The following is a 25,397-nucleotide window of genomic DNA, read 5'->3' on the forward strand; positions in this document are numbered from 1 at the left end:
CCTCCTATACGGAAGCGGCTCCTTGAAACCTGACAACCTATGTCAGGACGGGACAAGGCGGTTTATCACCGCGTCAGCCATCCAGCATTTCCGCCACACTGATCACGTTGGCAGCAACATCGACCATACGCTTATTGTTGCTCATCGCCGCCTCGCGTAGCTGTCGGTAGGCCTGTTCCTCAGTGATGTTGCGTGACTTGATCAAAATCCCCTTCGCTTTATCAATCAGTTTGCGTTCTTCCAGCGTCTGCCGGGCCTGCCCCAACGCATCGTTCAGCTCGCGAAGACGTTCGGCCTGATGCTGCACCAGGTCGAAAATACTGCGGGCGACCCGCACATTGACGCCGGGGCCAATACTGAGCGTCGTGTCGGCGTTATCGTCTTCATCGCCGAGCGAGGATAGCGGTACGGTGTCGCTGAGCGTTGCCAGTTGACGGTGATGCTGCTGCAGGTCCATTTCTGCGGCGTCGATCTTCGCCTCGCAGAGTGTCAGCAGCTCCTGAGCCAGACGTTGTTCGCAGCGCTGCATGGCGTCAATACGGTGGGTGGTCAGTTCATACCAGATCTCGGCCATTGTGGTGGGCAGCTGTTCGCCGGGTTCGTAGCGTCGAATCATCTGGCGCATGCGCGCCAGCTCTGAGTAGCTACTGTCATTGGTCTGGGATTCCCAGCAGTGCAGGGCGTCAGTGCTGGCGACATCGCTAAAAATATCCAGGCAGCGCTGTTGCGCATACTGCAGGCCGTTCAGTCGGTCGATGATGTTTTTGCTGAATTCGCCTGCGCTGAAACCAATCACTCCCCATGCGCGTTCCTGTCCGGCATATTCTTTACCCTGCAAAAAATTAAACATGGTGACCAGAGCCTGGGTAATTTGTGGGTCGCCGGAAATATCTGCTGCCTCGAAGATCAGCGCCAGCAGGTCGGCAATCAGCTGGTTGTATTCATCGGTATTGTTGGCGGCGGCGATTTCCCTTGCGTTAACCTGCTGGCGAAGGGCGTCCAAACTGTCGAGCCGGTGCAAAACCACGGCGATACGGTTGAGCAGCGTGGCCGCGCTCGTCATGGAATTCAGTTCAAGGCTGTCCAGTGCTTCGCGAAAGGCATCTACGGCAAAGGTACTTAAGCCGAGCTGCTGCGCCCGTGTATCGCCGCCCCGCGATCCCCGAGAGACCAGGTAGATATTGCTGAGTCCACGCTCGCGCTGAAGTTCGTGTATGAGTGCGGTCACGTGTGTGACAAGGCCGCAGCTGAGTTCCAGCTGTTTGAGAGAGTGGATTTCTGCCTGCTTGGCGGCAAGCAAAAAGTCCTGGCTGCTTAACTGGCTGGCTGACATGGATTCTGGCCGGGGTTGCGTATTGGTCATAGTGGCACCTCCATTCTAGTTGGCTTTGCCGAGTGCAGAAAGGCCCTCAGGCGACGGCTTCATCAAGTTGTGCAGCGGGTTTGGCGAAGCGCGTGACGTCACCCACGATGATCAGTCCGGCATCGTCATTTTGCGCCTGTGCCGCTAATGTCGGCAGTGCGTCGAGTCGACCGCACAGTAATTGCTGGTTGGGTCGGCTGCCATTGAGGATGAGGGCCACCGGTGTTTGTGGTAGCAAGCCTTCTTGAAGCAGACGTGCCTGAATAGAGGCCGCTTGCCGCAGCCCCATGTAAAACACCCGTGTCGGGAGCTGGGCATTGTCCGGTGCAGGCGCTTGCTGACGGTGGCCGCTTTCCAGAATCAGAGAGTTGCCCCAGTCCCGATGGGTGAGGGGGATATTCACCGCCGCCGCGCAGGCAATGGCGGCACTGATGCCGGGCACGATGGAGACGGTAATGCCGCGTTGCTGCAGGTAGTCCATCTCTTCACCGCCGCGACCAAATACAAAGGGATCGCCGCCTTTCAATCGCACTACGCGAGGATATTTCTTTGCGCAGCGGTACAGCAGACGATTGATTTCCTCTTGCGACAGTTTGTGGGCGCCACAGCGTTTGCCAACGTGGACGCGGCGACTGGAGCTGGGGATATAGGCCAAAATCTCCGGGCTGATCAAACTGTCATAGAGCACAACATCCGCAGACTCGATCAAGCGAACGGCCTTCAGCGTCAGTAACTCCGGGTCGCCGGGGCCAGCGCCTACCAGCCAGACGCGATTGCCGGAATGTGTGGGTTGATTCGGTCCAGTCATCATGGTGTTGTTCCTCATGCAGATTCGGCGGTGATCGCGCACTGCGTCTCAATCAAGCCGGTGAGCTCAGGCAGGCAGGAGCCGCAATTCGTGCCGCATTTCAGCGCCTTGCCGAGCGCGGCCGTTGTGTCGCAGCCGTTGGCAATTGCTTGCCGAATGGCGGTTTCTCCCACCTGAAAGCAAGAGCAAATAATGGCCCCACTGTCCTGACTGCCTTCCCTTGGTCGCCCGGCCAGCAGCGCCAGTCGTTCCGGGTCGCTGATAGACGTCGACGTGAAACACTCCAACAGCCAACGCCGGTTCCCCAGCTCTACGCGGTGGTCTCGGTGGGTGAAGAGCAGACATTGCAGCTGGCCCTGTTCAACGCCAACGAGCCGATAGTGTTGTTCAGCGTTGTCGTGGACATGTAGCCATTCGATCCCCGGAAATTGACGCTGCAGGGTCTGGAGAAGTCCGTCGGCACTGCCCGCATCTGCCAGTTCGTAGGCGTGGTAATCCGCGCTTCGGTTATAGGCCCAGTAATCGCAGGGCAATGGGCCGATATCCCTGCGGCTGAGCAGAAAGCCGTAGTAGCGTGCCGGGTAGGGCGAGACGTCCACGCGACCGGCTTTCAGCGCTGGCTGGCCGGAGTGCGGGTCGCGATCACTGGCGATCAGCGTGCAGACGCGTGCGCGACTGGCATAGCGGCTGGTCCAGTGCATGGGTGCAAACAGCTCACCGGGGCGCTGACGCTCGTCCTTGGTGATACGAACACGCAGCAGGGTGTGGGCCTGTGTATTCGACAACGCGACGATCTGGCCATCGATAATGCCCCGCTGTGCAGCATCGATGGGATGCATATCCACGTAGGGCTCAGGGCTGTGCTGGGTGAGTCGCGCCGATTTGCCGGTGCGGGTCATCGTGTGCCAGTGGTCGCGGATGCGGCCAGTGTTTAACAGCAGTGTGTCACCACTGCTTGAAAGCGGTGCCTGTGCACGAACGGGAATCAGCCGGGCTTTTCCACTCGGCGTATAGAAACGGCCGTCGTCGAAAAAGCGCGCACGGCCTTGAGGATATTTGGCATTGACCGGCCACTGTACCGGCAGCATCGCGTCGTAGTCGGTTTGGGAAAGCCCGATGAGGCCCGATAGGTCAAAGTCGCGCTGCCCGTGATTTTCGAAGCCCGACAGACGGGCGTGCTCGTCAAAGATATCGACGGGATGTTGGTAGTTGAAGGCATCGCTAAAGCCCAGACGCTGACCGACCTGAGAAACGATCCACCAGTCCGGGCGGGCCTCACCCGGCGCGTTCAGGAAAGGACGTTGCCGGGAAATGCGGCGCTCTGAATTCGTCACGGTGCCGTTTTTCTCCCCCCAGCTTGCGGCTGGCAGCAGGATGTCGGCGGCCGCTGTGGTATCGGTGTATCGCATGCAATCCGATACCACCACCATCTCGCAGTGCTGCAGGGCGGTGCGCACGGTGTCGGCATCGGGCATGCTTACCAGTGGATTGGTGGACATGATCCACAGAAATTTGATGTGCCCTTCGGCGACGGCCTGAAACAGCTCAACGGCTTTCAGTCCCGCGTGTTTGGCGATATTCGGTGACTGCCAGAAGCGCTGCACTCGGTCTGCGTCATCGTCGCCGAAGTCCATATGGGCAGCCAATTGATTGGCGAGTCCCCCTACCTCCCGGCCACCCATCGCATTGGGCTGGCCGGTAATCGAAAAAGGGCAGGCTCCGGGTTTGCCGATGCGGCCGGTCGCCAGGTGGACATTAATAATGGCGTTGGCTTTGTCGCTGCCATCGCGGCTCTGATTCACGCCTTGGGAGAATACGGTGACGGTGCGCGGTGTTTCTTTGAACCAGTGAAAGAACTGAGCAAGCGCGGAGGGCGTGACGCCGATGGTTTGTGCAAGCTGCTCATCATACTGTGTGGCGCTTAGTGCCGTTTCCCAGCCTTCACAGTGTTGCTGAAGAAAGGCTTCGTCGGTGGCCCGCTCGTTGTGCAGGTAGCGCAGCAAACCGTTAAACAGCAGGGTATCACTGCCGGGCCTGATCGGCAGGTGAAGGTCGGCGATATCACAGGTTGCGGTGCGTCGTGGATCAATCACCACAATCTTCATCTCGGGGCGGGCGGCCTTGGCTGCCGCGATGCGCTGGTAAACAATCGGGTGGGCCCAGGCGGTATTGCTGCCGACCAGTACCAGCAAGTCGGCGGCTTCCAAATCTTCGTAGCAGCCGGGGACGGTATCGCTGCCGAAGGCGCGTTTGTGGGCGACTACCGCAGAGGCCATGCAAAGCCGTGAGTTGGTGTCCATATTGGCGCTGCCGACAAAGCCCTTCATCAGCTTGTTGGCAACGTAGTAGTCTTCGGTGAGTAGCTGCCCAGAGCCATAAAAGGCCACAGCATCCGGGCCGTGATCGGCGATCACCTGCTTCATCTTGTCGGCAACGGTTTGCAGGGCGGCGTCCCAGCTGGCGGGCTCGCCGTGAATCAGCGGGGTAAGCAGGCGCTCGTCGTGGTCCAGCGTTTCATGCAATGCCGAACCTTTCACACACAGCCGACCATAGTTCGCGGGGTGGTTGTCGATGCCTTTCACCGGCTGAACACGACCATCGCACACCGATACCTCAACGCCGCAGCCCACGCCACAGTAGGGACAGGTGGTATGGCTTGTGGTGGTGTCGGTCGTCATGGCTTGTGCTCTCGTTGTGCGCTGCTGAAAACAGGCAAAAAAAAGGCGCTCGCAGCTAAAGCTGCGAGCGCCAATGCTCTATCAAACAGAAGAAAATCCGGGGTACCTACATTGGTACCAGAACACCATCGCTGATATTCCTGCTGGTGAATATTCAAGAACAGTGCCAGCTTTATTCATCCCGAAAAGCCATCCAAATTGCGCCGGAAGCGGTCATTTGAGGGGGGTGTGTGCCTGTTTTTTGGGCATGTTTTGCATGTTGTGCCTGATACGAGTGCGTATCTGGCGCTGCAGTGAAAGCGCCTCTGACGCCATTTACATTGCAAAACAGGGGAGTTAGGACAAATCTGGCCAACTGGCACTGCTATTGCTTAAACCCTGTCGATACCATTTGTGGCAATGGCGCCTCACTCTGGTAGAGCAGCGACGCAACACATAGGAGATATGAACCCATGACCTGCTAAATAGAGAGAGACGCCATGAGTAAGATGCGCATTGTCGTTGTCGGCAACGGAATGGTTGGCCACAACTTCCTTACTACCCTCGCTCGTTCTGAGCACGCGCAGCACATCGACCTGCTCGTTTTTTCCGAAGAACCCCGCCTCGCCTACGACCGAGTACAGCTAAGCAGCTATTTTTCTGGTGCCACGGCAGATGATCTTGCCATGGGAGATGCAGAGGAATATGCGGCGCTCGGTATCCGCTTTGTTACTGACGACCGTGTCGCGCAGATCGACACCACCCAGAAACGCATTACCACGGCCTCGGGCCGCCAGGAAGACTACGACAAGCTGGTCTTGGCGACGGGCTCCTATCCCTTTGTGCCGCCGATTCCCGGTAAAGACCAGCCGCACTGCCTCGTCTATCGCACTATCGAAGATCTTGAGGCGATTTCTGCATCCGCCGCCGTGTCGAAAACCGGTGTGGTGGTCGGCGGTGGTCTGCTCGGTCTGGAGGCCGCCAATGCCCTGAAACAGGCGGGACTGGAAACGCATGTGGTGGAATTTGCGCCGCAGCTAATGGCAGTGCAGCTCGACGAGGGCGGTGGTGCCAGGCTGCGCAGCAAGATCGAAGCGCTGGGGGTGCAGGTGCACACCGGCAAAAATACCCAGGAAATCACCGGCGGAGAGAACAGCCGCTACTGCATGCAGTTTGCCGATGGCAGCCAACTGGAAACCGACATGATCCTGTTTTCGGCGGGCATCCGCCCACGGGATGATCTGGCCCGCGAAACCGGGCTGGCGATCGGTGAGCGGGGCGGCATTGTGATCGACGACTACTGCCAGACTTCCGCCGCCGATATCTATGCCATTGGCGAATGCGCCCTGTGGAACCAACGCATCTTCGGTCTGGTTGCTCCCGGCTATCAGATGGCGAGGGTGGCAGCGGCGCATATCGAAGCGGCAATTAGTGGCGGCGAGGCGTCAAGCCAGTTTCAGGGCGCTGATATGAGCACCAAGTTGAAACTGCTGGGCGTGGACGTGGCGTCGATTGGCGATGCGCAAGGGCGCACCGAGGGTGCGGTCAGCTACGTGTTCAGTGATGAGCGCGCCGATGTTTACAAGCGTCTCACCGTCTCTGCCGATGGCAAGCAACTGCTCGGTGCGGTACTGGTTGGCGACGTCGACAGCTATACCACACTGCTGCAAATGATGTTGAACAAGATGCCCATCGGCGGTGATCCTGCCGCCCTGTTGTTGCCCAATGATGTAGGGGCTGCACCGTCGATCGGGCTGGCCGCCTTGCCGGACACCGCGCAGATTTGCTCCTGCTTCGATGTCAGCAAAGGCGACCTCTGCGCCGCCATTGAGGGGGGCTGCCACGAGCTGGGCGAATTGAAAGCCCTGACCAAGGCCTCCACCGGCTGCGGGGGCTGCGCCGCGTCGGTCAAACAACTGCTGGACAGTGAGCTGTCTGCATTGGGTGTGGAGGTGAACACCGATCTCTGTGAGCACTTCCCCTATACGCGCCGCGAGCTGGCCGACCTGATTCGCGTTAAAGGCTATACCCGTTTCAACGAGGTACTGGCGGCTCACGGTAGCGGTCATGGCTGTGAAATCTGTAAGCCGACCATCGGTTCTATTCTGGCCTCCCTGCACAATGCCTATGTGCTGGAAGACGAGCTGATGCCGCTGCAGGACACCAACGACATCTACCTGGGTAATATGCAGAAGGACGGTACCTATTCCATTGTGCCGCGCGTGCCGGCGGGCGAAATCACCCCGGAGCGTTTGATTGTGCTCGGCGAAGTGGCGCGGGACTACGATCTGTACACCAAGATTACCGGCGGTCAACGAGTGGATTTATTTGGCGCCCAGCTCCACGAGCTGCCGGACATCTGGGAGCGGCTGATTGCCGCCGGGTTTGAAACCGGCCACGCCTACGGCAAGTCGGTGCGCACGGTGAAATCCTGCGTGGGCAGCACCTGGTGCCGCTACGGTGTGCTGGATTCGGTGTCGATGGCGATTGCCATTGAAGAGCGTTACAAGGGCCTGCGCTCGCCGCATAAACTCAAGTTTGCGGTGTCGGGCTGTACTCGGGAGTGTGCCGAGGCACAGTCCAAGGACATCGGCGTGATCGCTACCGAAAAAGGCTGGAATCTATATGTTTGCGGCAACGGTGGTATGCGCCCTCGCCACGCCGATCTGTTCGCCACCGAGCTGGATGACGACACGCTGATTCGCTATATCGACCGGGTATTGATGTTCTATGTTCGCACCGCTGACCGCCTGCAGCGCACCTCGGTGTGGCTGGAGAATCTTGAAGGCGGGCTCGATTATCTGCGCGAGGTGGTCATCGACGATAGCCTTGGACTTGCCGAGGAATTGGAAGCCTCGATGACCCGTGTGATTGCCAATTACCAATGCGAGTGGAAAACCACGGTGGAAGACCCCGAGAAGCGCAAGCGTTTCCGACACTTCGTGAATGCCGATGCTGCCGATTCTCGCTTGCAGTACGTGCGCGAGCGCGGCCAGCGCCGCCCAGCCACCGGTGCGGAACGCCGTGCGGCCGATACTCATTCTGAAAACCCCGAATCACTTGCTGTGGAGTTGCGCTAATGACTGCCTGGATAGATGTTTGTGCCGTTTCGGATATTGTGCCCGACACCGGTGTGTGTGCCCTGTTGGGCGATGAGCAGGTGGCGGTATTTCGCTTTGGAGACAGCGAGGTTTATGCCATCAGCAATTTTGACCCCTGTGGTGAGGCCAATGTGCTGTCCCGCGGCATCGTCGGCTCTATTGGCGAGCGCAAGGTGGTGGCGTCGCCATTGTACAAACAGCATTTTGATTTACGTAGCGGCGAGTGTCTGGAAGCGCCCGAGAAATCGGTCCGCGCTTACCCGGTGCGACTGACAGGCGAGCGTATCGAAGTCGCTGCAAACTGAGTTCCAATGCGTGCTTGACGGCCCCTTCGGGGGCCTTTTTTATGGGCGCAGGATAGCGATAGCCGGTGGATCAGATAGAAGGGGAGTGATTGCCGGTGGAAGAGGGGTCAGGCGATGTCGTCGCAATAGGCGCGGCCAAACAGCAACTGCTGACGCAGTGGTGCGACTGACTGCCCGGACTCCAGTAACTCGGCATACCAGAGGCTGTCTCGTATATCGCCTAGGCAGAGAAGGCCGATCAGTTTGGAGTTTCGCAACAGCAGTTTTTTATACACGCCCCGCGCCGGATCGCTCAAACACAGACAATCGTCGCCGGGTTCGGCAATAAACTGTCCCATGCTGTGTACATCCAGCCCCGAGACTTTCAGTTTCGTCAGGTGTTGCCGTTCGCTGTAGCGTGCGGCGTGGTCACCGCGAAGCTGCGCGGCGAGGACCCGGACCTGATCCCAGATGGGGGCGACCAGGCCGTAGCTATTGCCATCAAACTCGCAGCATTCGCCAATGGCGAAGACCCGCTCGGCGCTGCTTTGCAAGGCCGTATCGACGACAATGCCACGATTCACCGTCAATCCGGCCTGCTGCGCGAGCTCGGTATTGGCGTGAATGCCTGTGGCGAAGACCAGTAAGTCGGCATCCAATTCCCGCATGACGCCCTGCCGGTTCAGCGCCAGACCGCGCAGTTCGCCGCTCGCGCTATGCAGAACGGCAGTGGGGCTAACGCCGGTCATCACCTCAATGCCGCGTTGCGCCAGCGCATCGCACAGCAGTGCGGCGGCCTCACTATCCAATTGCCGGTTCATCAACACTGGATTGCGGTGCAGCAGGGTGACGAACAGGCCACGTTGACGCAGGCCCACCGCCGCCTCTATGCCCAGTAATCCGCCGCCGACGACGATCGCGCGCTTGGCCTGTTCTCCCTCACGAAGCAGGGCGTCGACATCGCGTAGTGAGCGAAAGCCGTAAACGGCCGGGTGATCAATGCCGGGCAGGGCGGGCAAGGCACTGCGACTGCCGGTGGCAATCACCAGTTGGTCGTAGCACAGTGTGTCGCCATTTTCGGCATAAACGCGTTGCTGTTGCGTATCGATGCGACTGACCGGCCAGGGTGACAGGCGCCGAACGCGCCGGGCCCGATACCAGTGCTCGTCGTGTGGAGTGATGGTGTCGAGTGAGACCTCGCCCGCCAGCAGCGGTGACAGCATAATGCGGTTGTAGTGCGCAACGCCTTCGTCATCCAGCAGCAGAATTTCACTGAAGGGATGTTGAAAGTCGAGCTCTTCCAGCAGGCGGTTGGCCGCCAGGCCGCTGCCGATAATCAGCAGGCGGTTGCTGGCGGGGGAGGACAGTTGCTCAGTCATTGCTCACAGGCTGAATTGCAGCCACAGCCAGAAGCGGCGAGTGTTGTTGCCCAGGTCTTTGGCGCTGTAGTCGGCGAATTTGGCGCCCACGGTGTAGCGCTCGGCCAGCTTCATGGTGGCCAGCAGGTCGATTTCATCGCCGTAGCGGTCGCTGCCTTCCATCGCGGCGAAGTCGTGGTAGTGGGCGGCCAGCTTGACCTTGCCCAGTTTGCCCCCGACTTTCAGGTAGCGGTCATCCAGACCGTTGGCGGGTGTCGCCAAAAACACATCCGCCCAGCCGTTGAAAGCGTGTTTGGTGGCCAGCGGGGTTTGAAAGCCGTATTGGCCGTCGTCGCTGCCCAGACGCTCGTTGCCGAGGGTCAGGCTGACGCCGGACACGGACGTGCCAATGTCGGCAACGAGGTAATCGGCATCAAAGTCGGCGCCCCCGGTGTCGGCGCGTTGCTGGGCATATTCCGCACGATACGTCAGTTTCTGGTCGCCGAGGACGACACTGCCGTCGATGCGCAGACCGGTCGTGTCGTTTCTTGCACCGCTGTCGTCGTCCTCCAGCAGGTAGCTGTAGCCGCCGATAGACAGCGTCTCAAATTGATAACTGGCATTCAGCAAATGGCTGTCGGTATCGGCGTCAAATTTTTTCAGAATGCTGTGGACTTCATCAATGTAGGCATACTGAACGGTGAACTTGCCCTGCTGGTAGCGCAGGCTCGCCGCGTCGTAGGTCTGTTCATTGGCTCTCCAGCCGACGTTGCCGATAAAGCGAGCATTGTCGAAGATCAGCCGCTGACGGCCGACAACAGCCTGAAAACCGCCTTGTTTGTATTGCAGTTGCGCGCGATTCCACTCGCTGAATTGAGGGTCGGCAATCACGTCGTAGCCGGGATTCTCCGGTGCGAAATCATCGAGGGCCAGGACGCCGGCCTCGTACTCGGCAAGTACGCTGAAACCGGCGTATTCAGCACTTTTGAAACCTACGGCGATATCGGCAAGCGCGGCGTCGGCTTTGTCATTGTCGGCCGGATCGTCGATGTCGGCATGTTCGTAACGCAGTTTTATATCGCTGTAAAAGCTGCCCAAATCCGATATTTCGGCCAGACTCGGCTGGCTGCACAGCAGGGCTGCTGCGCAGAGAGAGAGCGTGTATTTCATGGTGTTGTCTCCATTGGCGGCCTAGGCCGCGGCTTCACACTTTTTTGGCTGGGTGGTTTGTGGTGCCGGGGTCTGCGCTTCTGGTGAGCGCTGTTTTTCATAGAGGAAACTCAGCACGCGTTGGCGGTACTGGTTGTACAGCGGATCATTGGCCAGACCGACCCGGTCGCGGGGGCGGTGAAGGCCGATGTCCAGGATTTCGCCGATGCTCGCGGCGGGGCCGTTACTCATCATCACAATGCGGTCGGACAGCAGTACGGCTTCATCCACATCGTGAGTAATCATGATGACGGTGTTGTTGAGCTGGCGCTGAATGCGCATCAGCGAATCCTGCAGGTGGGCGCGGGTCAGGGCGTCCAGTGCACCGAAGGGCTCGTCCATCAGTAATACTTCCGGCTGCATGGCCAGTGCCCGGGCAATGCCGACCCGCTGCTTCATACCGCCTGAGATTTCGTCCGGGCGTTTATGCAGCGCGTGATCCATTTGCACCAGCTCGAGGTTATGCTCGATCCATTCACGCATTTCGGCCCGGGTCTTTTTGCCTTTGAAGACCCGCTTGACGGCCAGCTCAACGTTTTCATAGGCGGTGAGCCAGGGCAGCAGCGAATGGTTTTGAAAGACCACCGCGCGCTCCGGTCCGGGTTCGTTGACTTCCTTTCCGTTCAGCACCACGCCACCTTCGGTCGCCTGGTGCAGGCCGGCGACAATGTTCAGCACGGTGGACTTGCCACAGCCGGAGTGGCCGATCAGCGAGATAAACTCGCCTTTTTCAATTTTCAGATTGACCTTTTGCAGGGCGCAAAAAGGTCCTTTGGGTGTCGGGAATTCGATGCCGACATCGCTGAGTTCGAGTAATGCCATGATGTTGTCCTCTCGCTGTTGGCTTATCGCAGGGTGGCGGCTTTGTCCCAAGACACGAGTCGCTGCAACATCAGCATGGCGCGGTCCAGCAGAAAGCCGATCAGACCAATAGTGAGCACCGCGACCATGATGCGGCCGAGTGATGATGAGCTGCCGTTCTGAAATTCGTCCCAGACGAATTTCCCCAGTCCCGGGTTTTGCGCCAGCATTTCGGCGGCGATCAGTACCATCCAGGCGATGCTCAGCGACAGTCGCAGACCGGTGAAAATCATTGGAATGGCCGATGGCAATACAATCTTGCGCACGTGCTCAAGGTAGCTCAGACGCAGCACGCGGCTGACGTTGGCGAGGTCATCGGGAATCGATACCACACCTACGGCAGTGTTGATCAACGTGGGCCACAGACAGCAGAGCATGACAGTGATCATCGAGGTGATAAACGACTTGGGCAGCATCGGATCGTCACTGACATACAGCGCCGAGACCAGCATCGTGACCAGCGGCAGCCAGGCCAGCGGTGAAATGGGTTTGAAGACCTGAATCAGCGGGTTGAAGGCGCTGTGCAGGCTGCTGTTGAGGCCGATAACAATGCCGAGCGGAATCGCGAGCAGTGACGCCAGCACAAAGCCACTCATCACCGTTATCAGACTGGTGCCGATCTGATCGAAAAAGGTCGGCTTGCCGGTGTAGTCGCGAATTTTGGGCTCGTAGCTGGGGTCTTTCGCCACACGTTCGGCATTGCGTTTTTCCTGCCGCTCATAAAACGCGGCAGCGCGCTCCCGTTCCCGCTCGTGTTCACTGATCAGCCCCTGAGCCTGATGGTAAACCTCGGCGGGACCGGGGAATTTACCCAGCGAGGTGTCGATATTGCTGGCCGCGGTATGCCAGAGCATGAGAAAGACCAGAATACCCGCCAGCGGAATGAGCAGCCGACTGAACAGCATCTGGCTGTTCTGGACAAGGTTTTCTCCCTTGGCCATTTTGGCCAAGGGCTCCAGCCAGGCGGGCAGTGTCGAGACGTTAATCATGGATAGTTTCTCCCCAGCCCTCAGAGGGCTTCTTTGCCTTTCAGGCCAATCGGGAATTTCTCCAGATAGGCGTTGGGCTTGCTGCCGTCGTAGGTGATGTTGTCGATAAAGTCGGCTTGCGGTGGCTTGAAGCCGCTTTCGGTATCGAAGTCAGGAAAGTCGCTGGCGCTCAGCACACCTTCTGCGATCAGCTCTTTGGCGGCAGCGGCGTAGATATCGGGACGGTATACCTTGCGGGCGATGTCCATGTACCAGCTATCGGGTTTGGCCTCGGCAATCTGTCCCCAGCGGCGCATCTGGGTGAGATACCAGATGGCATCAGAGTAGTAGGGGTAGGTAGCGAAGTGGCGGAAGAAAACGTTGAAGTCGGCGGCGTCGCGGCGGTCGCCCTTCTCGAATTCAAAGCTGCCGGTCATGGAGTTGGCAATGATTTCGCGGTCGGCACCGACATAGCGCGGCATGGCGAGCATCTTCACGGCTTCGTCGCGGTTGGCATTGTCGTTCTCATCGAGCCAGGCGGCAGCGCGGATCAGCGCTTTGACCACTTTGCGGTGAGTAATGGGGTATTTTTCCGCCCAGGTCTGGCTGACACCAAACACCTTTTCAGGGTTGTTCTTCCAGATCTGGTAGTCGGTGACGACCGGCACACCGATCCCCTTGAACAGCGCCTGCTGATTCCAGGGTTCACCCACGCAATAGCCTTGAATCGTGCCGGCTTCGAGGGTGGCGGGCATCTGCGGTGGCGGCGTCACTGACAACAGTACATCAGCATTGAGCTGGCCGGAGTTATCGCCTTTTTGCGGCGCGTAATAACCGGGGTGAATCCCGCCGGCCGCCAGCCAGTAACGCAGTTCATAGTTGTGGGTAGAGACCGGGAAGACCATCCCCATGCGGAAGCGCTCACCGGCCTTGGCGTAGTCCGACACCACGGGTTTCAGTGCGGCCGCGCTGATCGGATGCTGAGGCTTGCCGTCTTCACGCGTGGGCACATGGGGCTTCATCTGCTCCCAAACACGGTTGGCAACAGTAATGGCGTTGCCGTTCAGATCCATGCTGAATGCAGTAATGATATGCGCCTGTGTACCGTAGCCGATGGTAGCCCCCAGAGGCTGACCAGCCAGCATATGTGCGCCGTCCAGCTGACCGTCGATGACGCGGTCGAGCAGCACTTTCCAGTTGGCCTGGGCCTCTAGCCGCACGTACAGGCCTTCGTCCTCGAAGAAGCCTTTTTCATAGGCCACCGCCAGTGGCGCCATGTCAGTGAGCTTGATAAACCCGAAGGTTAATTCTTCTTTCTCCGGGTAATCTTCGGCAACTGCCACGGTTGAAGTCAGTGCAATCACCAGTGCTGCGCAGCAGCGGAGCCGGCGGTGTAGGGCCTTGAAGCCAGGCATAGTGTCCCCCTTTAGGGCCCACAAAAATGCGGGCAAAAAAAAGGCGCGCCGACGAAATCTCGTCGGCAGCGCCTTTGCTGAATATCTGTTGGATAACGGCGGTTTCTACGTTGAAACCCGCTCACAACTATTCAAGGCTTGTGCCAATATTCTGTTGGCTTAGTATTTTGTGGCTAATTTCTATAAAAATGCCGACATCTGTGCTGATTTGATGTTTTTTGAAGATGGTCTGTCGGGTGGGCTTGTGGGGTGCTCGCGCAGTTTTCGTGCGCGAAGCAAAAAAGCGGTGCGCTATTTCGGCGCAGTGTGACACGGCGGTGCGTCTAGGATTTGAAGCGCTGCCAGATTCGGTCGGGCAGATGGCCCAACAGTGGCCGGAACAGTGTCCAGGGAAAACGGGGCACAAACACATCTTTCCGACGCGCGAGAATCGCCTTCGCCATTTCACTTGCGGCTTTTTCAGCTGAAATGGCGAAGGGGTAGCGGTCGATGTTCTCCATGATCTCGGTTTTGATAAAGCCGGGTCGTATCTGGGTGACGTCGATATGCTTATCTTTGTGCTCAATGCGCAGCGCATCAAGATACATGGAAATTCCAGCTTTGGAGGCGCAGTAGGCTGCTTGGCTGGGGATGGCCTGCAGGGAGGCCAATGAAGAAATGCCAACAATCTGACCATGCCCGCGCTTCAGGAAATAAGCCACTGCAGCGTTGGCGGTGGCCATGGCACCGAGTAGATTCGTGCGGATAATGGCTGTTTCGTCAGCTAACTGACCGTGACCGACACGGGTGAAATTGTTGATGCCGGCATTGATGATCACACTGTCTACCTCGCCCAGTGCCGCGAATAAATCGAGCAGGCTGAGTTCTACGCTGTCGGTGTCGTCCACATCCAGTCTGGCGATGTGGACCTCGACACCAGTCTGCTGCTGCAGTTCGACTTGCAATGTTTCCAGCGCTTCCAGACGCCGTCCTGTGAGTCCAAGTCGGCAACCCCGTTTGGCGAATTCCCATGCAAGCGCTTTGCCGATGCCTGCGCTGGCACCGGTGATGATCAGAGTGTGAGACACGTTTTTCTCCTGTTTACGGCGGTGGCGGGTCAGAAGTAACGGCGCGCGGTCAGTCCAGCACTGAACGGCGCAATAGTGAAGGCCTGATAGGAGCCCTCGCTTGCGCCGATATTGCGATCGACTTGTGTGTGGACATTGGCCGGTGCGGTTTGGGCGATAGCGTCTTCATCACTCAGGTTTTTCCCCCATATGGCAATATCCCATTGAGCATTCTGCCATCCCAGACGAAGATTGGTGATGCCGTAGGCCTCGGTTTCGGCGCGGGGGTCCAGAGAGGCACTGTTATTGGCGCTACCGTTGTAGAGGTAGTCTAGTCGCGCATAGAACTCACCGGAAAACAGCGGGCGGTAGTAGTTCAGGGCGATATTTCCTTTGAATCGGGTCGCTGAGGGCAGGCTCTCGCCGCTGAGGTCGCACTGCCCCAATGCGTTGTCTGGATTTCTACCGTAGTAGCACTGTCCGCCAGTGTATTCGTCGTAAATGGTATCAATGTAGGCGAGGTTGATATTGGCGACCAGCGAGGGCGTGAGGATAAAAGTGGAGTCGATTTCTACGCCGCTAACCGTTACCAGCTCGGCATTGTTCACCACGAAAATCAGACCGGCATAGCTGGCATTCTGAAAGTCTTCATACTCGGTGTAAAAAGCTGCCGCGTTTACTCGCGCCCGTTTGTCGAGAAACTCACTCTTCAGACCGATCTCGTAATTGGTGACGTTCTCCTCGCCGTAGGGACGAGATTCGTCGGTGGCCGTGCCGTTCTGCAGGCTGAAGCCTCCGGCCTTGAAGCCAGTGGAAATTGCGCCATAAAGCATAGTGTCAGTGCTGAGAAAATAGCTGCTTGAGAGCGAGCCTGTGACCGCTTCAAAATCGAGGGTGTCATCGTAGTTATTGCCGTCGGGGGTAACGCTACATAGCAGGTTGGTATTCAGCGGCGGAACGCAGCCCAGCGCCGATAGCTGATTGGATTGGTCGATGCGACCGTGTTTCTTCTCGTAGGAATAGCGCAGACCCAGTGACAGTTGCCACTGCTCTGAAAGCATCAGGTCGTATTTGTTAAAGACGCCAAGACTTTCAGTTTGCTGTTTAACGTAGTAGTCGCCGCGATCACCGGCAACGCCCAGCGCGGGGATGGTCAACGGTAGGAGGTTAATCGGCAGCAGTCCTTGAGAAACCTGATAGTCAAATACCGCGTCGCCATAGGCGGCGATATCCTGCTGTGCAATAAATTCCGGCAGTTCGCGATCACCGCGGATAAAAGTATTTTCGTAGTAGAACAAGCCGGCCAGCCAGTTCAGGCGAGCATTGTCGTTGGACGCAAAACGCAGTTCCTGTGAAAACGAGTGCCCGTTCTGTACATCGAGGAAGTCGGCAAGCTGCAGGCTTTGCTGTTCCACATCGTTCACGCCATTGGCACTTTCGTAGTCGTCGTAGCTGCTGATGGCTGTCAGCGTCACCTTGTCGAAGGCGTATTCCAGTTTAAGGATGACATCGTTGCTTTCACTGTCGAAGGTGGTGTTATCGCGATATTCCACTTTGCGGTCGGTGGGATCATTGGCAATGCTCAGGCGGCCGCCAGCATTGGCGATAATTTCCCGGGCCGCTTCGCTCAGATAGACATCGCCGCTCATCGGGTTCATGTCTTTCTCGCTATAGCCGACAATCAGCCGGGCACTGAGCCGGTCGCTGAAGTCGGCCTGCAACTGGGCGCGAATGGCGCGGCTGTCCAGGGTGTCACTGTCGGCACCTGCGGTGTTGTCAATCCACGCATCGCGATGGGTTTCCACCAGGCTTAGCCGCCCGCGCAACCAATGATTAAAAGGACCGCTGATCGAGGTTTTCAGCTGTTGCAGATTGTCACTGCCGAGAGTGGCTTCCACCATGCCCTCAAGGCTTTCGCTGGGCGCTTTGGTAGTCACGCTGATCACCCCGGCGGTGACGTTTTTACCGTGCAGGGTACTCTGCGGCCCCTTGAGGACTTCCACCGATTGCACATCGGCCAGGTCGCCAATACCCATCCCGGAGCGCGATCGAAATGCGCCATCGATAAACAGGCCGGTAGCCGGTTCGAAGGTCGGGATGTTCCCGGCATTGCCGATATTGCGGATGCGGAAGGTGGCCGACAGCGGACTGATATTGGTCAATACAATCAGCGAGGGCACCTGGGCAGCGATGTCGGCAATATCATTGAAACCGATGTCGTCGAGCTGATCGGCGGTGATCGCCGACACCGCGACCGGCACGTCCTGGAGATTCTCGGAACGCTTCTGCGCAGTAACGATCACTTCTTCGAGCTGGGGCGCAGCCAGCGCGGCGTGATTAACGGCCAGTGTCAGTGCCGTGCCAAGCAGTTTTGGCCTGCTATAGAAGGATTTTTTGCGAAAAGATGTCATGGCGGAGTCCCTCTTATCCGGGCGCCGACTGCGGCCCGATTTGTTGTTATTTTGGGCCACGCTATCACAGGGTTTACACTGTGTAAATAAAATTGCTAGTATCGTTCTGTTGAATAAAAAAAAACATGGTGTGCCATGACAATGCCGACTAAGGCGAGATGTAAGGCCCGTATCATTCAGGGGGTGGCGGGCGGATATGCGCTGCTGCAGTCGCGCCGTGCGGCTCGTGAGAATGCGCAGGATGAGCTGGAGTTTTACTATGCGGTGGGCGATCCGCATTCACACCTGGCTGCGCAGTTGCTGCCGCGACTGCAGGCGCAGAGTAAGTTAACGATTCGCCTGCGACTGGTCTCCCAGCAGCAAAGCCCCATCTACCCTGAAATTGACAAGCAGCGGCGCTTTGCTCTGAACGATGTGCCGCGTTTGGCCTCGGCGTATGGGCTGCAAACCGTGCCGATGAACGGCCCGCCTGATGACGCTTTAACGACTCAGGCTAACGCTTATCTGATGGCGGCCGACTCCCTTGAGGATTTCATACGGCGTGAGTGGCAAGCGGCCAGTGTGTTGTTTTCCGGACAAGGCGACTTGCCCGTTGGCGACACCAAATCGGCAACTGACGTCGAAGAAACATTGCAGGCCAATAACCTGCGACGCGAACGGCTGGGGCACTACCTGCCTGCAATGTGGCAGTTTCGCGGCGATTGGTTCTGGGGTGTCGATCGCGTCGATGCGCTGCTGGCAGCTCTGAATCGGGCAGGGCTGTATGAGGGCCCGCTGACCTTGCTCTGCCATGCGAATAAAGCAGACCTTGGGGAGACGCCATCGGCCGGGACGCCACTGGAGTTCTTTTTCAGTTTTCGCAGCCCATATTCCTATCTGGCTGCCGTGCAGTTGCAGCGTCGCTTGTCCTCCATGACGTTGCCCCTGTCAGTGCGACCGGTCCTGCCGATGGCCATGCGTGGCTTTAATATTCCCCTGGCCAAGCGTATGTACATTGTTCACGACGCGGGCCGGGAGGCAAAGCGTTTGGGGATTCCTTTCGGGCTGATCAGTGACCCTATCGGTGAAGGCGCTTTGCGTTGTTTGAAAGTGTTCAGTCTGGCAGAGAGCCCGCCGCAGCAACTCGATTTCCTGGTGGAAGCGGGGCGGTGCGCTTGGGCAGAGGCCATTGACCTGGCTACAGACCGGGGGTTGCGAACAGTCTGCCAGCGGGTGGGTATCGATTGGGCCGCCGCGCAGCGCTGTCTGACCGAGCCGCTGCCTGCCTATGCCCAGAATAACCTCGATGCGCTGCTGGATATGGGATTTTGGGGCGTGCCGAGTTTTCGCCTCGGGCAGTTCACCAGTTGGGGGAATGATCGCATGTGGATGCTGGATGAGTTGCAGCGCCGCGCAATGCCGTCTGATTGAATCACAACGCTAGGAAATAATAATGAAAAAAATCCTGCTCTCAATGCTGTTGATACTGTTACTGCTGGTGGCCGCGGTCTGGCCTCATCGCGGCGAATGGCTGCTGCGGGCGGTGATCGGACTGGATAATCTCCGGCACCCGGTGGCAGAGAATCAGCCGGTTCACTGGCGGCAGGGGGAGGCCGCGCCCGGCGATCAGCGCCCCAATGTCATTCTGATTGTGGCGGATGATCTGGGTTTTAACGACATCAGCTTTCACCGGGGTGAGCAGGCGACCCTGCCCACCCCGGCGATTGATGCTCTGGCCAGACAGGGTGTGTCGTTCAGCAGCGCCTACGCAGGCAATGCCGTTTGTGCGCCGTCCCGGGCGATGCTGATGACCGGGCGTTATTCCACGCGCTTTGGCTTTGAGTTCACCCCGGCGCCGCGTAGCTTCGCCAAAATGTTCAAGATATTGCCGCAACCCCCCGGCGCTCTGCATTCGCCCGAGGTGGATATGGCGGCGGTAGATCGCTTGCCGCCGTTTCAGTCCATGGGCATGCCGGGTGAGGAAATTACGCTGGCAGAGCAGCTTCAGGCAGCGGGTTACCACACCTTGCATATTGGCAAGTGGCATTTGGGGCGGGACCAGGGCATGCGTCCCGAGCATCAAGGCTTCGATGAAAGCCTGCTTATGGAGAGCGGTCTGTACCTGCCAGTGGATGATCCGCAGGTGGTCAATGCCCGGCAGGATTTCGATCCGCTGGACCGGGCGATCTGGCTGAGAATGCGTTATGCCGCGTCCTATAACGGTAGCCAGCCCTTTGCCCCCAGCGGCTACCTGACCGATTACTATACCGATCAAGCGGTGAGTGCGATCGCGGCAAATAAGGATCGACCATTTTTCCTATACCTCGCCCACTGGGGCGTGCACTCACCATTGCAGGCGTTGAAAGCTGACTACGATGCGCTGTCGCATATTCAGGATCATCGCCTGCGCGTGTACAGTGCCATGCTGCGCGCACTCGACCGCAGTGTGTCGAGGGTGATGCAGTCCTTGGTAGACAACGGTATCGACGACAATACCCTGGTGATTTTTACCAGCGACAACGGTGCGCCGGGCTATCTGGGTTTGCCGGACTTGAACGCACCGTTCCGTGGCTGGAAACTGAGCTTTTTTGAGGGAGGTGTGCGCGTGCCGTTTTATCTGCGCTGGCCGAAGCAGCTATCATCGGGCTTGCAGTATGATGCGCCGGTTTCCCATCTGGACGTGTTTGCCACAGTGGCTGCGGCTGCCGGTATCGCGCTGCCCCAGGACCGGGTGATGGACAGCGTGAATTTGCTGCCCTATGTGAACGCCGATATTCAGGGGCTTCCCCACGACGCGATTTTCTGGCGGGAGGGAGCTTATCAGGGCATGCGTGCCGGTGACTGGAAGCTGATGCGCTCGCCCAAGCCGCGTAAAATCTGGCTGTACAATCTCAAGGACGATCCGCTGGAAGCACAGAACCTTGCCGCAGAATACCCGCAGCAGGTAGCTGACATGGCCGCGCAACTGGACGAACACAACCGCCAGCAGCAGCCTTCGCGCTGGCCCTCAATCGTCAGCCTGCCCGTGCTGATTGATAAAACCATGGCTGACCCGGCCTCGGCAGACGATGAATATATTTACTGGCCAAACTGACAGGACACCACGCTGATATGGCGGAGAAAAAAACGGCAAAGCGGAATTACCTGAATCGGCAGCAGCGCCGACAGCAGCTACTGGACACGGCGGCGTCGATTGTTGACGAGCAGGGTTGGTCGGGGCTGACCATGATTTCGCTGGCCGAGCGGGCCGAGGTGAGTCGCCAACTGATCTACCAGCATTTTACGGCCATTGATGAGTTGTTGCTGGAAACCATCAAGTACTTGTTTGGCAGTCTGTATCAGGACTCGCAGGCCGATTTTAATCAGCAGCCTAGCGATATTGAGCAGGCGGTACAGGCGCAGCACCGTCACTATCACGAGGACTTGTCTGCCGGGCGGGTGCGTGCCCTGTGGACGATTCTGTTCACCCCCTATAACGCCAATGAACCCATTGCCAAAGCGGCGCGTATGATTCGCCGTCTCAGCGCCGATGTGCCTGCCGCCGCAATACCGGGCCTGGTGGGCGTAGAATTGGCCGATGATCAGCGGCGGCAAATTGGTTTCATGATCGACATGCTGTTCTGGGGCAGTTATAGCTTGGTGAGCGATGGCGAGATGGATGAAGACAGCGCGCTTGAGCTGCTGTTGTGGATGCTGCGGCGCTTCAAGTCCGGTGAGTCGGCGGGCCTGCCGCCAGCATTTCGCAAATCCGGCAAATAATCCAGGGCTATCACGCGGCGACCCGACGGATGGCCGTGCCCGCTTTTTCCAGCCGCCAAGGTATCGTGCTTTTCAGCAGGGGCAAAAAGCCGGTGTCGGCAAGCAGGATGTCGGCACGGTGCTGCTGTTCCTCTGACAGCGTCCGGTAGGCAATCGCTACCCGCTGTAATTTCCAGGCCACATAGGTCGAACTGGCCGCAGTTACCTCAACGCCCTCAATGCTCGCTGGTGCCGGCCCGAAGGACGCGGGGAGAATGTCGCTGTCATTGCTGGCAATACCCTCGGCGACGGCCCGCCATGTGGTCTCGGCCATGGTGGCAAATGGCGCTGCGAGTTTGGCGAGAAATGCAGGCAGTTGCGGATCGTTGCACAATTCGCCATCGCTGGCTTCTCCCGCCGCAGCGTGCATACGCATCATCCACATCGACAGCTTCGTGCAGTGGCGCCGCAGGTGTTCCCCGGCCTCGCAGGGGTCCATATACAGATGGCCGAACAGGCCGTTCATCATTGCTACATCGGCAAGGCAGGGGCGGTTGCCAAGCAGGAAACGCTGCTGACTCAGGCGCTGTTCCAGTGTGTCCAATATGCGGTGGGTGAGCTTTCTGCTGAGGGCCTGTACCTCGTCCCGGTCCTGTCCCAGTTTGCGCACTTTGGCCTGAATACCTTCGGCGACCAGTTCAGAGACCCCTTCGGACTGCGCGCGCAGTTCGGCGTCGTCGAGATCGGTGTGCAAGACCTTTTGAAACATACCGAGTGCCCACTGGCGAGTGTCTTCTGGAATCCAGCGGTAGTAGATGAACGGGGCGACAAAAAACTCATCGCAGAGCGTTTCGAGCAGCAGGCAAGCCACGTTGAGTACCGGGTCGTCGGGCGTCAGTGGGCGCTCAGGGTGACGTCGTTCAAGGGTTTCGACGATATCGCAACTGTCGTTCAGCAGCTCTCCGTCAGGGCAGAACACCACCGGAAATTTGGCTTCGCCGGTGCGTGGCATCACTTCCTGAAAAAGAGCCTGAAAATTGCTCGCCCGCTCAGTGTAGGGCAGGCGTTTGTACTGCAGGCAGGCGCGGACCTTGGCGGAGTAGTAGGAATATTGGGTGGCGATCAGAATATAGTCTTGCTGAGGCATAGTGGCGTCCGAATTCAGTAATGGATTTACCGCAGGGAGTCTGTGCGAATAGCCGTGCTGTTGGCGGGCAGGCTGAAGAAGTCGCCGTCGCGGGTAATGCTGATGGGGCCGTTGTAGTGCTCAGCGCTTCCCTGAATAAACAGTTTTTCCAGGTAGCGCAGCGGCAGGCCAGGAACGATGTGGTTCAGTGCCAGGTAGTGCGCCCCGGCGGCCTGGGCAATGTCCGCGGCCTGCTGCGGGGTGGTGTGGTAGTCGAGTATGTCTTCGGAAATCTGGGCCATGTGCTCGACTCCCACGGCACTGGCGGCGCGCTGCATCACATTCACTAATTGTGGTGATAGCGCTTCGTGAAGTAGCAGGTCTGCGTCTTCTGCTAGGGCTTGAACATTGGCGCTTTTGCGGGTGTCGCCGGAAATCACCACGCTGCGGCCTTTGTAGTCAAAGCGATAACCCACGGCATTGGGTACGGGATAATGGTCGACCCCAAAGGCGGTAATGCGCAAGCCGTCCCGCTCAAGAAGCAGCGAGCGCTCCCCGTTGTTAATTGCCGCAAAGGGGCGGGCGAGAAGTCCGGCGCCGGAGGGCAATACTGTTTTGGTGCCGTGGTGGTCGATGCGGTATTGGGTATCCTGGGCGTAAGCCTGATTAAAACCGTCGACAATTTGTTCTACCCCTGGTGGGCCGTAGACATCCAACGGCTTGGCCTGATGGCCACCTGCCCATCGCTGAACGGAAAGCTCGCCCAGCGCATCAATATGGTCGGAGTGAAAGTGAGTGAGTAGCACGGCACTGGCACGACCCGCAGATAGCCCTGCTGGGCCGAGATTGCGAATACTGCCACTGCCAGCGTCGACGATGTAAAGCTGCTTGCCTGCGATAACCGCAGTGCAGGGACCAGCGCGGTGCGGGTCGGGAATCGGCGAGCCTGCCCCGCAGATGTACACATGCAGACCGTCGGGTAATTCACTCATAAAGTGGTTACTGAGAGTGCCTTCAACCTGGCGCTGCATAGCGCGTAAAACGAGCTGGTTGCCGGCTTGCCAGATGAATACTGCGCTGACGACGAATAATAGCAGGAGGCTCAGGCCGAATTTGGAACGTGTTGTCATTGGATTATTCTCGTTGTTATTAATGGCCATGACTGGACAGTTTGCGACATTCTGCATTAAAGTTTACATTGTGTAAATAATTGTGTGGGCGCCGCCGATACGTCAGGCCGGCGGCGCTCGACGCAAGCAGTAATGCATAACAATAACGATACGAGGACATGCCTGTGCTGAGGCGAACCCTATACTGCGGCCTGCTGTTGATGGCGCCTGTGCTCGCACAGGCGGCGCCACCGAACATTGTGCTGATTCTGTCCGATGATCTCGGCTTTACCGACATTCAGCCCTTTGCCAGCGAAATTGCCACCCCCAGTCTGGCGGCACTGGCAGATAACGGCATTCGTTTCACCAACCACCATGTGGCGGCAAGCTGCGCACCGACCCGGGCAATGCTGCTGACCGGCGTGGACAGTCACCTGAACGGCGTGCCGAATATTCCCGAGGCCATGCCACCCAGTCAGCGGGGCCGCAATGGCTATGATGGCGTGCTGTCTCATCAGGTGCAGACGGTGGCAACACTGCTGCGCGAACACGGTTATCACACCTATGTTTCGGGCAAGTGGCATTTGGGCAAGGATGCGAGTCGTTTGCCAGATCAGCGCGGCTTTGAGCGCAGTGTGATTCTGGCAGACAGCGGTGCAGATAACTGGTCCCAGCGCCCCTATCTGCCCATGTACCGTACGGCGCAGTGGTACAAGGACGGGCAACCCCATCAGTTGCCGAATGAGTTTTATTCTTCGGAATACATCGTCGACCAGGCAATAGCGCAGATTGATAGTCAACATGGCGATGGTCAGCCGTTTTTTTCCTACGTAGCGTTTCAGGCCGTGCATATTCCCGTACAGGTGCCCGCCGCGTACCGGGCCATGTATGAAAGCCATTATCAGCAGGGTTGGTCGGCACTGCGCGAGCAGCGCTACCGGGCAGCGGTGGCGGCTGGGTTAGTGCCGCCTTCCACCGCGTTGACTGCAATGAATAGCACGGCGGATTGGACGGCGCTCAGTAATGCGCAGCAGCGCGATTGGGCGCGACGCATGGCGGTGTATGCGGGGATGGTGCAGGCGATGGACCACCACATAGGCCGTTTGGTCGAGCATCTGAAAGCGCTGGGGGAATACGACAACACCGTGTTTGTGTTCATGTCGGATAACGGCCCTGAGCCCGCCGACCCGGTCGCCCGCTTTGGCCTGCCTTTTGTGCTGTGGATGAAGGCCATGGGCTTCAATACTGACTATGGCACCTTGGGTGAACGCGATAGCTATGTGGTGATTGGTCCCGGCTTTGCCAGTGCGGCGGCCTCGCCGTTGTCCTACTACAAATACTATGCTGGGGAAGGTGGGCTGAGAGTGCCGATGATTATTGCCGGGGCCGGCGTTGCAGCACCGGGGCGGCAGTCACCGGCGCTTACCCATGTGACTGATATTGTGCCGACGTTGTTAGACCTCAGTGGCGCTGCGCCGCCGGGAGACGATTACTATCAGCCCACTGGCAAGAGCTTGTTGCCGGTGCTCGCCGACCAACGTGAGCGCGTGCGGGGGGAAGACGATGCGCTTGGCTACGAACTGGGTGGCAATGCCGCGCTGTTCAAGGGTGACTATAAACTGGTGAAAAACCTTCCTCCTGCGGGAGACGGCCGCTGGCATTTATATAACATTGTCAGTGATCCGGGAGAGAGCCGAGACCTGAGTGAGAGCATGCCGGAGCGTCTGGCCACCATGTTGGCCGATTATGAGGATTATGCTCGGCGCAACGGTGTATTGGCCGTGCCGGATGGTTATGATCAGCTTCAGCAAGTGAGTTGGAATTCGATTATGGCGAGAAAAACAGAGTGGCTATCGGCAGGGTTGCTGCTGTTCGTACTGGTGTACGGCGGGCTTCTCTGGCGGCGTAAGCGGCTGCGGGGATAATGGTGCGGCATGTTATCGCAGCCTGTTGGCTGTCTATTG

The 25,397-nt window shown here is 58.2% G+C and carries 18 protein-coding genes; 6 read left to right on the top strand and 12 right to left on the bottom strand.

Going from position 1 to position 25,397, the window contains the following annotated elements; all coding sequences use genetic code 11:
* Positions 1-73: 73 nt before the first annotated feature.
* Genes AC5DB9_RS11485 through AC5DB9_RS11495 form a run of 3 tightly spaced genes read right to left on the bottom strand, consistent with a single transcriptional unit; the run spans position 74 to position 4,849 of the window.
* Positions 74-1,363 carry a nitrate regulatory protein gene (locus tag AC5DB9_RS11485; protein ID WP_272994084.1) on the bottom strand — a complete coding sequence of 430 codons (1,290 nt, stop codon included), beginning with the start codon at positions 1,361-1,363 and terminating at the stop codon, positions 74-76.
* 46 nt (positions 1,364-1,409) lie between these two features.
* Entirely contained in the window at positions 1,410-2,174 is a 765-nt protein-coding gene (gene cobA / locus AC5DB9_RS11490; RefSeq protein WP_272994083.1) for a uroporphyrinogen-III C-methyltransferase, read from the bottom strand.
* A gap of 11 nt (positions 2,175-2,185) precedes the next feature.
* Positions 2,186-4,849, bottom strand: coding sequence for a nitrate reductase (locus AC5DB9_RS11495; RefSeq protein ID WP_272994082.1), 2,664 nt, complete (start codon positions 4,847-4,849; stop codon positions 2,186-2,188).
* Between the two features lie 479 nt (positions 4,850-5,328).
* On the opposite strand from AC5DB9_RS11495, the gene nirB reads away from it, so the two are divergent.
* Together nirB and nirD are read left to right on the top strand one after the other, a co-directional pair.
* Positions 5,329-7,908 carry a nitrite reductase large subunit NirB gene (gene nirB / locus AC5DB9_RS11500; RefSeq protein ID WP_272994081.1) on the top strand — a complete coding sequence of 860 codons (2,580 nt, stop codon included), beginning with the start codon at positions 5,329-5,331 and terminating at the stop codon, positions 7,906-7,908.
* Entirely contained in the window at positions 7,908-8,234 is a 327-nt protein-coding gene (gene nirD, locus AC5DB9_RS11505) for a nitrite reductase small subunit NirD (RefSeq protein WP_022960317.1), read from the top strand. The genes nirB and nirD overlap by 1 nt, the downstream gene beginning before the upstream one ends.
* Before the next feature lie 107 nt (positions 8,235-8,341).
* Here nirD and AC5DB9_RS11510 read toward each other — a convergent pair whose 3' ends face one another.
* The 7 genes from AC5DB9_RS11510 to AC5DB9_RS11540 form a co-directional block, all read right to left on the bottom strand.
* Complete coding sequence (locus AC5DB9_RS11510; protein WP_272994080.1) at positions 8,342-9,592, bottom strand: NAD(P)/FAD-dependent oxidoreductase; 1,251 nt, start codon at positions 9,590-9,592, stop codon at positions 8,342-8,344.
* Positions 9,593-9,595: 3 nt separating this feature from the next.
* Complete coding sequence (locus AC5DB9_RS11515) at positions 9,596-10,741, bottom strand: alginate export family protein (protein ID WP_272994079.1); 1,146 nt, start codon at positions 10,739-10,741, stop codon at positions 9,596-9,598.
* A gap of 21 nt (positions 10,742-10,762) precedes the next feature.
* Entirely contained in the window at positions 10,763-11,602 is an 840-nt protein-coding gene (locus tag AC5DB9_RS11520; RefSeq protein ID WP_022960320.1) for an ABC transporter ATP-binding protein, read from the bottom strand.
* 23 nt (positions 11,603-11,625) lie between these two features.
* Complete coding sequence (locus AC5DB9_RS11525) at positions 11,626-12,630, bottom strand: ABC transporter permease (protein ID WP_374961914.1); 1,005 nt, start codon at positions 12,628-12,630, stop codon at positions 11,626-11,628.
* A gap of 20 nt (positions 12,631-12,650) precedes the next feature.
* Positions 12,651-14,024 (bottom strand): CmpA/NrtA family ABC transporter substrate-binding protein, encoded by a 1,374-nt coding sequence (locus AC5DB9_RS11530; protein WP_272994078.1) that lies wholly within the window; start codon positions 14,022-14,024, stop codon positions 12,651-12,653.
* 323 nt (positions 14,025-14,347) lie between these two features.
* Entirely contained in the window at positions 14,348-15,091 is a 744-nt protein-coding gene (locus tag AC5DB9_RS11535; RefSeq protein ID WP_272994077.1) for an SDR family NAD(P)-dependent oxidoreductase, read from the bottom strand.
* A gap of 29 nt (positions 15,092-15,120) precedes the next feature.
* On the bottom strand, positions 15,121-17,481 hold the full coding sequence (locus AC5DB9_RS11540; protein WP_273010042.1) for a TonB-dependent receptor: 2,361 nt from the start codon (positions 17,479-17,481) through the stop codon (positions 15,121-15,123).
* Positions 17,482-17,616: 135 nt separating this feature from the next.
* Between AC5DB9_RS11540 and AC5DB9_RS11545 the strand changes: the two genes are divergently transcribed.
* Genes AC5DB9_RS11545 through AC5DB9_RS11555 form a run of 3 tightly spaced genes read left to right on the top strand, consistent with a single transcriptional unit; the run spans position 17,617 to position 21,219 of the window.
* Positions 17,617-18,891, top strand: a complete 1,275-nt coding sequence (locus AC5DB9_RS11545) for a DsbA family protein (RefSeq protein ID WP_272990432.1) — start codon at positions 17,617-17,619, stop codon at positions 18,889-18,891.
* Positions 18,892-18,913: 22 nt separating this feature from the next.
* Positions 18,914-20,554 carry a sulfatase-like hydrolase/transferase gene (locus AC5DB9_RS11550; protein WP_272990430.1) on the top strand — a complete coding sequence of 547 codons (1,641 nt, stop codon included), beginning with the start codon at positions 18,914-18,916 and terminating at the stop codon, positions 20,552-20,554.
* Between the two features lie 17 nt (positions 20,555-20,571).
* On the top strand, positions 20,572-21,219 hold the full coding sequence (locus AC5DB9_RS11555; protein WP_272990426.1) for a TetR/AcrR family transcriptional regulator: 648 nt from the start codon (positions 20,572-20,574) through the stop codon (positions 21,217-21,219).
* A 10-nt stretch (positions 21,220-21,229) separates the two neighbouring features.
* On the opposite strand, the gene AC5DB9_RS11560 is transcribed toward AC5DB9_RS11555, so the two are convergent.
* Together AC5DB9_RS11560 and AC5DB9_RS11565 are read right to left on the bottom strand one after the other, a co-directional pair.
* Positions 21,230-22,345: a glutathione S-transferase family protein gene (locus tag AC5DB9_RS11560; protein ID WP_272990423.1), complete on the bottom strand. Its 1,116-nt coding sequence runs from the start codon at positions 22,343-22,345 to the stop codon at positions 21,230-21,232.
* A 26-nt stretch (positions 22,346-22,371) separates the two neighbouring features.
* Positions 22,372-23,454: an MBL fold metallo-hydrolase gene (locus AC5DB9_RS11565; protein WP_169530728.1), complete on the bottom strand. Its 1,083-nt coding sequence runs from the start codon at positions 23,452-23,454 to the stop codon at positions 22,372-22,374.
* Between the two features lie 164 nt (positions 23,455-23,618).
* Between AC5DB9_RS11565 and AC5DB9_RS11570 the strand changes: the two genes are divergently transcribed.
* On the top strand, positions 23,619-25,358 hold the full coding sequence (locus AC5DB9_RS11570) for an arylsulfatase (protein ID WP_272990416.1): 1,740 nt from the start codon (positions 23,619-23,621) through the stop codon (positions 25,356-25,358).
* Positions 25,359-25,397 lie beyond the last annotated feature (39 nt).

It is taken from the genome of Spongiibacter sp. (assembly GCF_984394615.1).

Coding starts and splice junctions, on each gene's coding strand:
- AC5DB9_RS11510 (WP_272994080.1), bottom strand. CDS start 9,592: ATGACTGAGCAACTGTCCTCCCCCGCCAGCAACCGCCTGCTGATTATC.
- AC5DB9_RS11515 (WP_272994079.1), bottom strand. CDS start 10,741: ATGAAATACACGCTCTCTCTCTGCGCAGCAGCCCTGCTGTGCAGCCAG.
- AC5DB9_RS11530 (WP_272994078.1), bottom strand. CDS start 14,024: ATGCCTGGCTTCAAGGCCCTACACCGCCGGCTCCGCTGCTGCGCAGCA.
- nirD (WP_022960317.1), top strand. CDS start 7,908: ATGACTGCCTGGATAGATGTTTGTGCCGTTTCGGATATTGTGCCCGAC.
- AC5DB9_RS11525 (WP_374961914.1), bottom strand. CDS start 12,630: ATGATTAACGTCTCGACACTGCCCGCCTGGCTGGAGCCCTTGGCCAAA.
- cobA (WP_272994083.1), bottom strand. CDS start 2,174: ATGATGACTGGACCGAATCAACCCACACATTCCGGCAATCGCGTCTGG.
- AC5DB9_RS11495 (WP_272994082.1), bottom strand. CDS start 4,849: ATGACGACCGACACCACCACAAGCCATACCACCTGTCCCTACTGTGGC.
- AC5DB9_RS11540 (WP_273010042.1), bottom strand. CDS start 17,481: ATGACATCTTTTCGCAAAAAATCCTTCTATAGCAGGCCAAAACTGCTT.
- AC5DB9_RS11520 (WP_022960320.1), bottom strand. CDS start 11,602: ATGGCATTACTCGAACTCAGCGATGTCGGCATCGAATTCCCGACACCC.
- AC5DB9_RS11560 (WP_272990423.1), bottom strand. CDS start 22,345: ATGCCTCAGCAAGACTATATTCTGATCGCCACCCAATATTCCTACTAC.
- nirB (WP_272994081.1), top strand. CDS start 5,329: ATGAGTAAGATGCGCATTGTCGTTGTCGGCAACGGAATGGTTGGCCAC.
- AC5DB9_RS11545 (WP_272990432.1), top strand. CDS start 17,617: ATGACAATGCCGACTAAGGCGAGATGTAAGGCCCGTATCATTCAGGGG.
- AC5DB9_RS11485 (WP_272994084.1), bottom strand. CDS start 1,363: ATGACCAATACGCAACCCCGGCCAGAATCCATGTCAGCCAGCCAGTTA.
- AC5DB9_RS11565 (WP_169530728.1), bottom strand. CDS start 23,454: ATGACAACACGTTCCAAATTCGGCCTGAGCCTCCTGCTATTATTCGTC.
- AC5DB9_RS11555 (WP_272990426.1), top strand. CDS start 20,572: ATGGCGGAGAAAAAAACGGCAAAGCGGAATTACCTGAATCGGCAGCAG.
- AC5DB9_RS11550 (WP_272990430.1), top strand. CDS start 18,914: ATGAAAAAAATCCTGCTCTCAATGCTGTTGATACTGTTACTGCTGGTG.